At 64.9% G+C, this 12,684-nt stretch carries 11 protein-coding genes; 1 reads left to right on the forward strand and 10 read right to left on the reverse strand.

The window, feature by feature from the left end; genetic code table 11:
• Positions 1-7 precede the first annotated feature (7 nt).
• The 10 genes from AC1Q6E_RS17015 to AC1Q6E_RS17060 form a co-directional block, all read right to left on the reverse strand.
• Positions 8-1,174 carry an enolase C-terminal domain-like protein gene (locus tag AC1Q6E_RS17015; RefSeq protein WP_152798343.1) on the reverse strand — a complete coding sequence of 389 codons (1,167 nt, stop codon included), beginning with the start codon at positions 1,172-1,174 and terminating at the stop codon, positions 8-10.
• Positions 1,175-1,357: 183 nt separating this feature from the next.
• Entirely contained in the window at positions 1,358-4,033 is a 2,676-nt protein-coding gene (gene acnA, locus AC1Q6E_RS17020) for an aconitate hydratase AcnA (protein ID WP_492573157.1), read from the reverse strand.
• Between the two features lies 1 nt (position 4,034).
• Positions 4,035-5,006 carry a tripartite tricarboxylate transporter substrate binding protein gene (locus AC1Q6E_RS17025; protein WP_296561130.1) on the reverse strand — a complete coding sequence of 324 codons (972 nt, stop codon included), beginning with the start codon at positions 5,004-5,006 and terminating at the stop codon, positions 4,035-4,037.
• Positions 5,007-5,011: 5 nt separating this feature from the next.
• Complete coding sequence (locus tag AC1Q6E_RS17030; protein WP_296561131.1) at positions 5,012-6,196, reverse strand: mandelate racemase/muconate lactonizing enzyme family protein; 1,185 nt, start codon at positions 6,194-6,196, stop codon at positions 5,012-5,014.
• Positions 6,193-6,501: a hypothetical protein gene (locus AC1Q6E_RS17035; protein WP_296561132.1), complete on the reverse strand. Its 309-nt coding sequence runs from the start codon at positions 6,499-6,501 to the stop codon at positions 6,193-6,195. Before AC1Q6E_RS17035 ends, AC1Q6E_RS17030 begins: the two co-directional genes overlap by 4 nt.
• Positions 6,488-6,868, reverse strand: coding sequence for a hypothetical protein (locus tag AC1Q6E_RS17040; RefSeq protein WP_152798346.1), 381 nt, complete (start codon positions 6,866-6,868; stop codon positions 6,488-6,490). The genes AC1Q6E_RS17035 and AC1Q6E_RS17040 overlap by 14 nt, the downstream gene beginning before the upstream one ends.
• Positions 6,865-7,563, reverse strand: coding sequence for a succinate dehydrogenase/fumarate reductase iron-sulfur subunit (locus tag AC1Q6E_RS17045; RefSeq protein ID WP_152798347.1), 699 nt, complete (start codon positions 7,561-7,563; stop codon positions 6,865-6,867). Before AC1Q6E_RS17045 ends, AC1Q6E_RS17040 begins: the two co-directional genes overlap by 4 nt.
• Positions 7,564-7,592: 29 nt before the next feature.
• Positions 7,593-9,353: an FAD-binding protein gene (locus tag AC1Q6E_RS17050; RefSeq protein WP_492573158.1), complete on the reverse strand. Its 1,761-nt coding sequence runs from the start codon at positions 9,351-9,353 to the stop codon at positions 7,593-7,595.
• On the reverse strand, positions 9,350-10,051 hold the full coding sequence (locus tag AC1Q6E_RS17055) for an RraA family protein (protein ID WP_296561134.1): 702 nt from the start codon (positions 10,049-10,051) through the stop codon (positions 9,350-9,352). Before AC1Q6E_RS17055 ends, AC1Q6E_RS17050 begins: the two co-directional genes overlap by 4 nt.
• 139 nt (positions 10,052-10,190) lie before the next feature.
• Entirely contained in the window at positions 10,191-11,147 is a 957-nt protein-coding gene (locus AC1Q6E_RS17060) for a LysR substrate-binding domain-containing protein (protein ID WP_152798350.1), read from the reverse strand.
• 172 nt (positions 11,148-11,319) lie between these two features.
• On the opposite strand from AC1Q6E_RS17060, the gene AC1Q6E_RS17065 reads away from it, so the two are divergent.
• Positions 11,320-12,681 (forward strand): lyase family protein, encoded by a 1,362-nt coding sequence (locus AC1Q6E_RS17065; RefSeq protein WP_296561136.1) that lies wholly within the window; start codon positions 11,320-11,322, stop codon positions 12,679-12,681.
• Positions 12,682-12,684: the final 3 nt, after the last annotated feature.

Below are 12,684 nucleotides of genomic sequence, written 5' to 3' on the forward strand. Positions count from 1 at the left end.
GTCTCCTTCACGCCAGCAGTTGTTCGATCGCTTCGCGCAGCTCCGGCTTGCGCTCCAACCCAAAGCCCGGCGCGGCCGACGGCGCGATGCGGCCGTCGCCCGCCACGCATTCGTCGCAATAGCCGCCGAAGGGCTGGAACACGCCGGGATAGGCCTCGCAGCCGCCCAGTTGCAGCCCCACGGCGATGTGCAGGTTGATCAGGTGGCCGCCATGGGGATAGAGCTGCGCCCGCCGGTAGCCGTGCGCGTCCATCTCGGCCAGGATGCGGCCATACTCCGTCAGTCCGTAGCTCAGCCCCGCGTCCATCTGGAAGATGTCCCGGTCCGCCCGCATGCCGCCGAACCGCAGCAGGTTGCGCACGTCCGCGGCCGAGAACAGGTTCTCGCCCGTGGCCACCGCGCCCGGATAGCCTTCGATGAACCGGCGGTTGGCATCGAAGTCCAGCGGATCGCAGGCCTCCTCGAACCAGCGCAGCCCGTACGACGCCATGGCTTTCCCATAGGCGGCCGCCTCGCCTGCCGAGAAACGGCCGTTGGCATCGACCGCCAGCCGGGACCCGTCGCCCGCGACCTCCAGCGCCGCCTCGACCCGCGCGACGTCGGTGGCCAGGTCGGCGCCACCTATCTTCATCTTGAAGGCCGAGAACCCCATGTCGCGATAGCGCAGCAGTTCGTCGCGCAGGATGGCGCAAGGATCGCCGGGATAGTAATAGCCGCCCGCGGCATAGACGTCCACGTCGTCGCGCAGGCGGGAGACCCCGTGCGCGCGGCCGATGGTCTGGAATGCCGGCTCGTCGTCCAGCTTGGCGTTCAGGTCCCAGAACGCCAGCTCGAGCGCGGCCACCGCCGCGGCCCGGTCGCCGTGGCCGCCCGGCTTCTCGTTGCGCATCGCGCAGGCATACACCTTCGCGGGATCGAAGCGGCGGCCCGACGCGTCCAGCAGGGATTCCGGACCCGCTGCCAGCAGGCGCGGAAAGAAACGCTCGCGCAGCAATCCCCCCTGGGCATAGCGGCCGATGGAATCGAAGGCGATGCCGGCCACCGGTTTGCCGTCGCGCACGACGTCGGTGATGACCGCGACCAGCGAGACGGTGTGCTCCGAGAAGTTGACCAGGGCATTGGAGATGTTGCCGCGCAGGGGAACGGAGATCTCCCGCAGCTCTTTGATGATCATAGGTGTCGCATTCCTGTCGTCCTGGCGTGGCGTAGGCATCGAGGCCCGGCGGCCGTTGTCGATTCGTTGAAGGCGAGAATAATGCACACGTGTGCATTTATCAAGAAAAAAATTTGGCGCGCTTATCCGGTGATTGACCGAAAGGCGCGCCACATTGCACGTCCGGCCTCGACGCGACGGGTTTCAAATCCGTTCCAGCAAATACCGCAGAATCCCGCCATGCCTGGCGTATTCGATCTCCGTCCGGGTATCCAGCCGCAAAACCACCGGTACTTCGAGCCGCCCACCTCCTGCTCGCAGTATGGAAAGCCTCAATTCCGACCGCGGTTCCAACTTCATCGACAGGCCCGAGAGCGCGAACGTCTCGCTGCCGTCCAGGTCGAGCGACGCGATCGACACATCGGCAGGCAACTGGCAGGGCAGAACGCCCATTCCGGCAAGATTGCTCCGGTGAATGCGTTCGAAGCTGCTGGCAATGACTGCTTTCACCCCCAGCATGCGTGTCGCCTTGGCCGCCCAATCGCGGGCGCTGCCCGTGCCATAGTCATGGCCGGCGAAGACGACCAGGGGAACGCCAGCCTGGCGATAGCGCATGGCCGCGTCGAACAGCGGCATGCGCTTCCCCCCGGGATGGAACAAGGTCCATGGCCCCTCCCCCCCTGGAATCATCAGATTGCGTAGACGAATGTTGCCAAAGCCTCCGCGTATCATGACTTCATGATTCATGCGCCGCGCGCCGTAGGAGCCCAGGGCATCGGCTGGGACACCGCTGTCCCGCAGGTAGCGGCCGGCCGGAGAGTCGGCGTCGATCGGCCCGATGGGGCTGATGTGATCCGTCGTGACGGAGTCCCCCAGGATCAGCAACGCCCGCCCTCCGCCGAAGTCCTCCAGGGGGGATCGCCCCAGGGCCGGGTCGGTGAAATAGGGCGGCTCCTGGATGAAGGTGGATCCCGCGTCCCATGGATAGAGGCTGCCGGGTATGTCCGGCAGCCGGTCCCACCGGGAACTGCCCTGACCGAGCTGGTTGACGTAGATCTCGCGATAGGCCTGCGGATCGGTAACCGAGGCAAGCATCGATGCCAATGTGGCATCGTCGGGCCAGAGCTCCGCCAGGAATACCGGCTGTCCCGCCTGATCGATGCCCAGCGGATCGCTTGCCAGGTCGATGTCCACCGTTCCGGCCAGGGCATAGGCGACAACCAGGGGTGGGCTGGCCAGCCAGCTCGCGCGCAGCGCGGGGTGAATGCGAGCCTCGAAGTTCCGATTGCCCGACAGCACCGCGCACCCGACGACGCCGCTCGCGCGCAACATATCCATGGCCTCGGCGTCCAGCGGACCGGAATTGCCTACGCATGTCATACAGCCGTATCCCACGGCCTGGAAGCCCAGCGCGTCGAGCGAGCGCTGGAGATTCGTTCTCTCCAGATAGGCGGTCACCGCGCGGGACCCTGGCGACATGGATGTCTTGACCCAAGGCCGGACGACCATGCCGCGCTTGACGGCCGCATCGGCGATCAGGCCGGCAGCAAGCATGACCGAGGGATTGGACGTGTTGGTGCAGGACGTAATGGCCGCAATCAGGATGTCGCCATCCCTGGGTTGATACGTTCCGTCCGCATCCTTGTCCTGCCGCCAGCACGGCTCGCCCCGTCCGTACCCTCCCTTCCCGGCCGGGGTCTGAACGACCCGGCGAAAGACCTGCTTCACATCCCGGAGATCGACGCGGTCCTGAGGGCGCCTGGGCCCCGCGACCGATGGCCCCATATCCCCCAGATCGACGTCGACATACCGCGTATAGCGAACGTCGCGTTCGGCGGGGTCGCCAAAGCACCCCTGCAACGTCAGGTAGCGCTCCAGATCGGCGATCGCTTGAGGGCCTCGTCCGGTCTCTGTCAAATAGCGCACGCTTTGCCGATCGAAGGGAAAGAACCCCACCGTCGCGCCGTACTCCGGCGCCATGTTGGCGATCGTCGCGCGATCGGGTACGGTCAAACCCGCGACCCCCTCGCCGATGAACTCCACGAACTGCCCCACGACGCCGGCTGCGCGCAAGATCTGCGTAAGGTGCAGCACCAGGTCGGTCGCCGTCACCCCGGGCCGCAACGAACCCACCAGGCGTACCCCGACGACATCGGGGGCCAGGAAGCCGACCGGCTCCCCCAGCATGGCTGCCTGAGCCTCGATACCGCCCACGCCCCAGCCCATCACCCCCAGACCGGAGATCATGCAGGTATGCGAATCGGTACCCACCAACGAGTCAGGGAAATATACGTCGCCATCCCGCAGCAACCCGGTTGACAGGTACTCCAGATTGACCTGATGCAGGATGCCGAACCCCGGAGGAATCAGCCGGATGCCGTCGATCTCCCGCATCGCCCACTTGACGAAGCCGAATCGCTCGCCGTTTTGCTCGAATTCTCGTTGCTCATTGTGCTTGCGCGCACCAGGCACTCCGCTGACATCGACTTCGATTGCGTGGTCGATCACCATGTCTACCGGGACACGCGGGCGCACGCTTTCGAGCGGCCGCCCCGTTCGAGCGGCCGCGCCGCGCAGCGCGGCCAGGTCTCCCAGAAGGGGGATGCCCGCCACGTCCTGCAGCACGATGCGTCCCACCACGAAGGGGATTTCCTGCGTTCTTGCCGCATTCGGCTGCCAGTTCGCCAGGTCGCGGACATCCTGCTCCAGGACACGCGTGCCATCGCAATTGCGCAGCAACGACTCAAGAACGATACGCAAGGTGAACGGCAGCCTGCGGATCCCGGGCAGCCCGGTTTCCGCCAGCGCATCCAGAGAATAGAAGCATCCTGCCTGCCCGTTCACCCCCAATGGCCTCAGGCATCGATCGCGCAACGACATTTCAATCGACCCTCGCTCCCGACTGCTTGATGACCACTCCCCATCGTTCCATTTCGCTTCGGATGTATGCGTCGAATTGCTCCGGCGTGCTGCCGATCGGTTCTGCGCCGTCCGCGGCTATCTTCGCCCTTACGTCCGCCATCCCCAGCACCTTGACGGTTTCGTCGTGAAGACGATCGATGATCTCCTTCGGAGTGCCGGCCGGCGCCAGCAAGCCGTACCAGCCATATACGGAATAATCCGGATACCCCGCTTCCGCTACGGTGGGCACATCGGGCAGCAGGCTCAGGCGCTTCGAACTGGTGACCCCGATGACGCGCACCTTGCCGTCACGAACGAACGGCAGGCCGGACACGACGGTTGGAAAGAAGGCCTGCGTATGTCCGGCGATCGTGTCGACCAGCGCGGGACTGGCGCCCTTGTACGGAACGTGGATGGCATCGAATCCGGCCAGCATCTTCAACTGCTCCATGCCCAGGTGTCCCAGCAGACCGGATCCGGACGACGCATAGGTGACCCCCGGTGTTTTCTTCGCATAGGCGACAAACTGCGGCACGCTCTTTACCGGCAGTTGGGGGTTGACCACGAACAGGTAGGGCTGGCTGGTCAACTGCGTGATGGGAATGAAATCCTTCAATGTATCGAACGGCAGATTCCTGTAGAGATTGGGATTGGTCGCATGGCTGGCGGTGACGACCAGCAGCGTATAGCCGTCTGGCTTGGCGCGCGCGACCATCTCCGCCGCGATATTTCCCCCCGCGCCGCCGCGATTCTCGACGATGACGGACTGGCCCAGCCCGGCCGCGAGCTTTTCCGCCACGATCCTGGAGACGATATCCGTCCCGCCGCCCGGCGCGACGGGCAGGACCAGGCGAATCGGTCGTTCGGGGTAGCCCGCCCACACGCTCCATGGGGCCAGGCCCCAGGTGGCAACCAGGCTCATACAGAGCGTCGACATCATCGATGGCTTCATGGCATTTATCTCCGTGTCTCTCTGCCGATATGTTCGAGGCGTAGCGTGTAGCGACGCAGTGCCGCCTCATCGATGGTCACCCCGAGCCCGGCAGAGGTCGGAACTTCCACATTGCCGTCACGAATGACGAAATCGGTTTCCACAACAAGCGGGTCGGGCGCCACCGTATTCAAGCCGAAGGTGAACTCGGCGCCGCCAAAGAACCGGTCGGGACGCACTCCCGCGCAAAAGTGCGCCGCGGCCGCGGCTTCCAGTTGCGACTGAACCGCGAGGCCGCCACAATTGACGAGAAGATTCGCAGCCTCGGCAATCGCGGCCATCTTCCTCGCGGTGGTGAATCCGCCCACCTTGTAAAGCTTGATGCAATAGGCATCCACGGCGCGCGCGCTCGCCAGCGCCAGCGCATCCTGGAGCGTGAACAGGCTTTCGTCGGCCATGACGGGGATTCCACGCGCCACCTGCCTGATCTCGGCCAGGCCGGCCAGGTCGCGCCGGTCGACCGGCTGCTCGATATAGGCGATGCCGATCGTCCTCAAGGCATCGACGGCCTGCAACGCATCGGGGACCGTCCAACCGGTATTGGGGTCGATTCCCACCACAATCGAATCGCCCAACGCCCGACGCACGGCTTCGATATGGCGTACGTCCTGCCGCCAGCCTCGGTGGTCCCCGCCCTTGATGCACAGGATTCCAATGCCATACTGCTCGGCGGCCATCGTCGCCTCCGCGACAATGGCACCCACATCCCCGGCCAGGCTGACCGACCATTCCAGGGGAATACGGGTTCGACACGGTCCGCCCAGGAAGGTATGCGCCGGGACGCCGCAGGCCTTCCCCATCGCATCGATGACCGCCATCTCGAGCACCGCGCGCGCGGCCGGATTGCCGGCCAGGCGTCGATCGAACATCGCATTCATGCTTTCCAGGCCGCACAACTGCTGTCCTATCAGAGCCGGGCCGTAGATATCGCGGATCGCCGCCACGACACTGTGCGTCGTGTCCGCCACGAAATGTCCCGGAGCGATCGGCCGCACCTGGCCGTATCCCGTCACTCCGTCGGCATGGATCTTCACGAGCACGGGTTTGCCCAGTTCCTGTCCGGACGGACCCGTGTCATAGCTGCCGCTTGAGAACGTCCGCTGCAGTCGAACGGGCAGATCCGTGACGTGAACGTCGATCGCGTCGATCATGACAGGCCTGCCATGACCAGGATGCCCGCGACCACCACCACCGCGCTCCAGCTCCAGGCAAGGAAGGTCGCCTTTGAAGCATGGTTCGCCGCGGGTGCGATACGTCGCAGCCCCGAGTAGCCGTGCACCACGATAGACACCAGCAACAGCGCCAGCACCCAGCTCTGGCGCCCCATTTCCGGAGCCAGGGCGTGAATCGCCACCAGCGGCCCCAAGGCAAGGCCCGACAAACGCTGCACCCACCAGACCCATACCGGCGTGCGGCGGAACTCCCTGCCGAATACCTCCCGACTAGAAGCCGGCATAGCGCCCCCATTCCCGCAATAGCGGAAGCAGACTCAACCCCACGATGCCCCATAGCGACAGGCGATAGTCGATGCGCACACCGAGATCGCCGACCAGCAGCCTCAACCCATAGAGGGTGTGGAAGACCAGGCTGAAATAAAGCACGCCATGCAACCAGGGCTGCTGCTGCAGCGGCCCCAGCCATGCGGCGTTCAAGAACATGAGAGGCGGAAAATGGCGAACGGCCTGCACCAAGGTGTGAGCCAGCACGAATAGGATGATCACGACACCGCTCACCCGGTGCAGCAGGCGCGAGACGTTGCCAATGAGCAATCCCCGCGACTGCCGCGTCGTGTCCCGGGGCAGGGCGATGGCATGCGTCCTCATGACCTGCTCCTCGCGCCCAGCACAGCATCCCGCCGCAATTCCCGTATTTCCTGGGCGGGGCTCAGATCCGCCGGGCAAAGCTGGGTGCACACATCGCATCCAAAACACTCCAGCAGCCCGCTTTCCATCGCGCTGTCGACCCGGTCCTGATCGTTGGCCGGATGCTTGTGCATGTAGCCCAGTTTGAGCATGAACGCGGGTCCGTCGAATGGACGCTCCGCCACGGCTGGGCAGGCGGACACGCAAATCATGCAGGCGAGGCAGGAATCAAGATGCCCGATCCTCTCCGCAAGCCCGGGATCCATCGGCAGCGGTTGCGCGGCGCCGGCCGCGGGAGGCGCCGGCGTCAGCGCCAACCTGGCATATCGCTCTTCGATCTCGGTGCGATCGATCACGAGATCCCGGATGACGGGGAAGGGCGTCAACGGTTCAATCCGCATCCGCGGAACACAACGTTCCTGGCAAGCCAGGACCGGAACGCCGTTCACCTTGACCGCGCACGTACCGCAGCGCCCGATACGACACGCGAACTGGAAGGCCAGATCGCCCGCGCTGGTCGCATAGATGCGGCGAATCACATCGAGCACACGCATATTGCCTGCCCCCGTCACGACATACCGCTCGTATCGAGGCCCCGCGTCCTCTCCCGGCGAATAGCGCCTTATCTCGGCTTCGACGGTCATCTCATCGTTCATGCGTTACCTCTGGATAAGGAAATGCGGTTCTACCTGCCGACGGCTACGGCCGGCTCTCTCGCCGCCTCGATACCGACGACCTCCTGGCGGGCCGCGAGCATCCGGCCGCGAACCTTGTCCACGCAGATATTGGCGCGCCAGTGCGGATCCGACTCCGGATAGTCGGTGCGATAGTGCGCTCCGCGCGTCTCCGTGCGCAGCAGCGACGCCGTCGCCATCGCCTCGCCGATGTCCAGCATGTTCTCGAGCTCCATGACCTCCATCCATTCCCGGTTGAGAATGCGGGTCTTGCCTGTCACGAACAACTGCGCAAGCGACTGTTCGCGCAGCGCGGAGAACGCGGTCAAGGTGGATGTCAGCGATTTTTCGCTACGGACCAGACCGACGTTGTCCCACATCAATTTCTGGATGCGTTGCTTGAGCTCGCAGGGGCGTAGCCCGCCGTCTCTTCTCAACGGCGCCTCGAGCGCCTGCACCCGCGCCAAGGCATGCTTGACGCCGGAGGCATCCGGCTCGCTCCGCTGCGCGACATGCTCGGCCGCCGCCATGCCGGCACGCCGTCCGAAAACCTGTATGTCCGGCATGGAGCTTCCACCCAGGCGATTGGCGCCATGCACGCCGCCGGCCGCTTCCCCGCTCACGAACAACCCGGGAACGGACGAACGGCACCAGGCATCGACCTGAACGCCGCCAAGCGTGTAAAGCGCGCTGGGCATGACCTGGATCGGCTTCTGGAACCGTGCCTGGTCTTCTCCGTAGTTCTCCAGCAGCCTCTTGACGTATATGGGCCGCTCTTTCAAGAACGATTCGAAGACCCTGGGGTCCGGCACCATGAGTACCCCTCCTTCCGGGGTTCCCCGGCCCTCGAGGATTTCCAGCATGATGGCGCGAGCGAGTACGTCCCGCGTACTACCCTCGCGGCGGACCGGATCATGCTTCAGGACAAAGCGTTCTCCTTGATTGTTGAGGAGGTGGGCCGCATCGGCATTGGGGTCGTAGTGCCGCATCCCATAATGGGCGGGCTCGGTCAAGGTGTAGCCGCGCGCACTTGGCGGATAGACGAACGAGATGGGAATGAACTGCATGAACTCGATGTCCACCAGTCTTGCCCCCGCCCGCAATGCAATGGCGATGCCATCGCCGGTATTGATGACCGGCCCCGAGCTGGTTTCGTAGAGTTGCGACGTCCCGCCCGTCGCGATGATGACGGCCTTGCAGGGAAAATAGCGCCACATGCCGGCGGCCATGTCGAGCGCCAGCGCCCCGCATGCATGACCGTCGTCCGCCTGTGCCACCTCCACCAGCATGTGGAATCCCAGGACGGGAATGCGGCGCTTGTACAACTGATGCAGCATGACCTCGGTAATGCCGATGCCCTCGTCGACCGACCCGATGGTACGGACAAAACTGCCGCCCCCCGTCATGGTCAGCACATAGCGGCGATCCTCCTTGCGATCCCAAGCCAGCCCGTATGACTCGAGATCGTAGGCGCGATCCATGGCCTCTTCGGCAAGCGCGCGCGCCATGTGGTGGTTGTTGATGTGGCAGCCGGAATCGAGCGTGTCTCCAAGAAACGCCCCCGTGCTGTCGGCCGGATTCTGACCGGAGACCGCGTTATAGCGCCCCCCCGACATGCGGGTGTGATTGGCACGTGGCGGTCCCTTCGCCAACAGGGCAACACGTGCGCCGCGATCATGCGCCTCGATGGCGGCTCGCATCCCGGCGGCGCCGCTGCCCGCGATGATGATGTCATAGGCGGCCTCTACCTTGAAGGCTTGTTCCGCGCTCATTGCCCGTCCCCACGCCCGACCACCTCTATCTTTCCGCGCAACGACTCGGCCAGCCAGTCCTCGCCGTGCACGATCTCCAGCGGGCGCTTGCCGGCACGAATATCGAGGGCTTGCTGGTGCTCCATCTGCATGCGTTGCTTGGCCTGCGCAAGAATCTCCGCGGCGTCGCCGAAGGGAACTACCGCAATGCCGTCGTCGTCTCCGACGATGACATCGCCAGGCTGCACGACCACGCCTCCAACGGAAATCGGAACGTTGATCGATCCCGGCGTGTTCTTCTGGGCCGATCTCGGGCAGCCGCCCCGCGCGAATACCGGAAACCCGTCCGCGCGCAGCAAGCGCAAGTCTCGAACGAAGCCGCTGGACACCACGCCCACCGCCCCTCGCTTGCGGGCCTCCAGCGACATGTTGTGGCCGAACGACCCGGTCATGCTTCCGGGTCCGGCGTCGATCACCAGGACATCACCCGGCTGTACCAGTTGCAGCGCCCGATGGGTGGTGATGTTGTCGTCCGGGTAATTCAGGACGGTGAGCGCGATGCCAACCAGCGGAACATCGGCCACAAGGGGGCGGATGTCCCCCGCCATGACGCCATGACGTCCCATGGTGTCGGCCAATGTGGATGTCCATATGCCGTTGAACCCGGGTAGCAGCGAGAGGTGACGCCGATCACGACGTTCGATGATCTTCTTGTACATGGCCCATCCATCCTGTGCCATCCGCAGAGAGTCGGGGTGGCTCAGGGGCATGGTCATGGACGAGGGATATTCTTGCCAATGCAAACTTTCCGCGGAGTATGCAACTACTGCATACCTTGCCTGTCGCCGGACTGCCGTGTCAGAGCGACGGCAGCTCCCGCCTGACTGCCCGCAGCCCCCGTGCGGAAGCCGCTTGATGAATTTGAGCGACCGTCAACGTGGGCGCGAACATCTGTATGAAATCCAGGGAATAGCCCCGGAGATAGGTCTTGGGCCGAATGACCACGTTGAGCCGGCTGGGTTCGAACAACATGTTTGCAGGAATGCGGCGCAATTGCTTGTCGCGTTTGGGATCAAAAGCAACGTCGGCGAGTATCGCGATACCCAATCCCATCTCGACATAGGCCTTGCTGACGTCGGCATCAATCGCACTCAGCATCACCGTAGGCGTCAGTTGCGCGTCATGAAAGGCCCGATCGACGATGGACCTGCCACTGAACCCTTCGGCATAGGTAATGATGGGATAACGGGCGATCGCTTCCAGCGTCGGAGGACGAAGCCGCAGCAAGGGATGCCGGGGCGGGGTGACGACAATCCGGGGCAGGAGATAACAGGGAATCTGGACGACATCCGCGCGGGGACCGGTTTCCGTGCAGATCGCGATGTCGGCCTGGCCTCTGGCCACCAGGTCGCAACACTGGACCGGCGTGGCTTGCATCAGGCCAAGCGTGACTCCGCGGTATTTCTGCTTGAACTTCTGAATGATGGCCGGCAGCGTGTACCGGGCCTGCGTATGGGTCGTCGCCACGGTCAGGCTGCCTCGACCGGGATCGGTCCGCTCCTGGGCCACGCGGGTGATATCCCGTGCGTCGTTCATGATGCGGCGAGCGATCTCCACGATCTCGCGGCCTTGATCCGTCAACCGGATCAACCGGCTGCGATTGCGCTCGAACAGGACGACCCCCAGCTCCGCTTCCAGTTGTTGAATCTGCCGACTCAGGGCGGGCTGTGAACGGTGGAGGGCTTCGGCAGCTTGCGACAGGTGCAAGCCTTTTTCGACGATTTCGCACAACGCTTTCAAATGAAGCAGGTTCATGGACGACCTCATCCGGCATGACGGCCGGACAAGTATGGCTGATATCGGCGGACGCGATTTCCGCCCGGACATATGGCCCGTTTCCCTACGGAAATCCCCGGAACCCGATATGGCTGTCGTGCTATCGTCATGCCCGTCCTCTTCTGCTCGACTCATCCGCCACGGCACTCCCATGGACGCTCTGAACGCCTTCTTCTCGACGCCCGCCATCCGGGCCATCTGGACCGACCAGGCGGTGATCGCCGCCATGGTCCGCTTCGAGGCCGAACTGGCCGCCGCGCAGCGCGATTGCGGCGTCATCCCGGCCGAGGCGGCCGCGGCCATCATCGATACCTGCTCGTCTTTTTCGCTCGACGCCGACAAGCTGGCGGCCGATGCCCGCGTGGCCGGCACCATGGCCATTCCACTGGTCAAGATGCTCAAGGCCGCGGTGGCCAGGCGCGACGAAGGCGCCGCCGCCTACGTGCACTACGGCTCGACCAGCCAGGACCTCGCCGATACCGCGATGGTCACGCTGGCGCGGCAGTCGCTGGACCTGCTGCGGGCCGAGCTGGTCCGGCTGGGCGATGCGCTGGCCACGCAGGTCGAAGCGCATCGGCGCACGCCTCTGCTCGGCCGCACGCTGATCCAGCCCGCCGCCCCGGTCACCTTCGGCTGGAAGGTCGCCGGCTGGCTCGACGCCGCGGGCCGCAGCAGCGTGGCGCTCGCGCGCGCGGGCGGCGAAGCCTGCACGCTGCAATTCGGGGGCGCCAACGGCACGCTGGCCACCCACTACGGCGAAGGCCAGCGCGTCGCGCGGGTGCTGGCCGACAGGCTGGGCCTGCGCGTGCCCGCGATCTCGTGGCAGGGCGGACGCGACCGCCTGGCGCGGCTGGGCAGCGAACTGGCCATCCTGTGCGGCGCGCTGGGCAAGATCGGCCGCGACATTTCCCTGCTCATGCAGGCCGAGGTGGCCGAGGCTTTCGAACCCGCCGGCGAAGGCCGAGGCGGATCGTCGGCCATGCCGCACAAGCGCAATCCCGTTTCCAGCATGTACCTGATGGATGCCGCGTATCGCGCCCCCGCGCTCGCCTCCATCCTGGCCGGCGAGCTTGCCTCCGAACATGAACGCGGCCTGGGCACCTGGCCCAACTCGCTGCCGGTGCTGGCCGACCTGTTCAGCCTCGCGGCCAGCGGCATCGCCGCCGCGGTCGACATCGCCGAAGGCATGCGCGTCGATGCGCAGGCCATGCAGGCGAACATCGACCGCCTGTACGGGGTCGTCTATTCGGAAGGCATCTCGCTGCGGCTGTCGGCCCTGCTCGGACCGGCCCGGGCGCAGCGCATCGTCGGCCAGGTGTGCGAGCAGGCCATTTCCCGGCGCACGCCCGTGGCCGAACTGCTCAAGCAGATTCCCGAAGTCACCGCCGTGCTCGGCGCGGCGGACATCGACACCCTGGCCGGCCCTCAGCCGCAGATAGCCGCCTGCCAGCCCATGTGCAGCGCCGTGCTGTACCAATGGCAGGAACAGAAAAACCTTATCCAGGAGGACTAGAAC

It is taken from the genome of Pigmentiphaga sp. MLSB6-MA01, from assembly GCF_058793475.1.

What these genes read in the sequence shown, in the direction of transcription:
- AC1Q6E_RS17060 (WP_152798350.1), bottom strand. Translation starts at nt 11,147, where the DNA reads ATGAACCTGCTTCATTTGAAAGCGTTGTGCGAAATCGTCGAAAAAGGC.
- AC1Q6E_RS17040 (WP_152798346.1), bottom strand. Translation starts at nt 6,868, where the DNA reads ATGAGGACGCATGCCATCGCCCTGCCCCGGGACACGACGCGGCAGTCG.
- AC1Q6E_RS17030 (WP_296561131.1), bottom strand. Translation starts at nt 6,196, where the DNA reads ATGATCGACGCGATCGACGTTCACGTCACGGATCTGCCCGTTCGACTG.
- AC1Q6E_RS17025 (WP_296561130.1), bottom strand. Translation starts at nt 5,006, where the DNA reads ATGAAGCCATCGATGATGTCGACGCTCTGTATGAGCCTGGTTGCCACC.
- acnA (WP_492573157.1), bottom strand. Translation starts at nt 4,033, where the DNA reads ATGTCGTTGCGCGATCGATGCCTGAGGCCATTGGGGGTGAACGGGCAG.
- AC1Q6E_RS17050 (WP_492573158.1), bottom strand. Translation starts at nt 9,353, where the DNA reads ATGAGCGCGGAACAAGCCTTCAAGGTAGAGGCCGCCTATGACATCATC.
- AC1Q6E_RS17015 (WP_152798343.1), bottom strand. Translation starts at nt 1,174, where the DNA reads ATGATCATCAAAGAGCTGCGGGAGATCTCCGTTCCCCTGCGCGGCAAC.
- AC1Q6E_RS17065 (WP_296561136.1), top strand. Translation starts at nt 11,320, where the DNA reads ATGGACGCTCTGAACGCCTTCTTCTCGACGCCCGCCATCCGGGCCATC.
- AC1Q6E_RS17045 (WP_152798347.1), bottom strand. Translation starts at nt 7,563, where the DNA reads ATGAACGATGAGATGACCGTCGAAGCCGAGATAAGGCGCTATTCGCCG.
- AC1Q6E_RS17035 (WP_296561132.1), bottom strand. Translation starts at nt 6,501, where the DNA reads ATGCCGGCTTCTAGTCGGGAGGTATTCGGCAGGGAGTTCCGCCGCACG.
- AC1Q6E_RS17055 (WP_296561134.1), bottom strand. Translation starts at nt 10,051, where the DNA reads ATGTACAAGAAGATCATCGAACGTCGTGATCGGCGTCACCTCTCGCTG.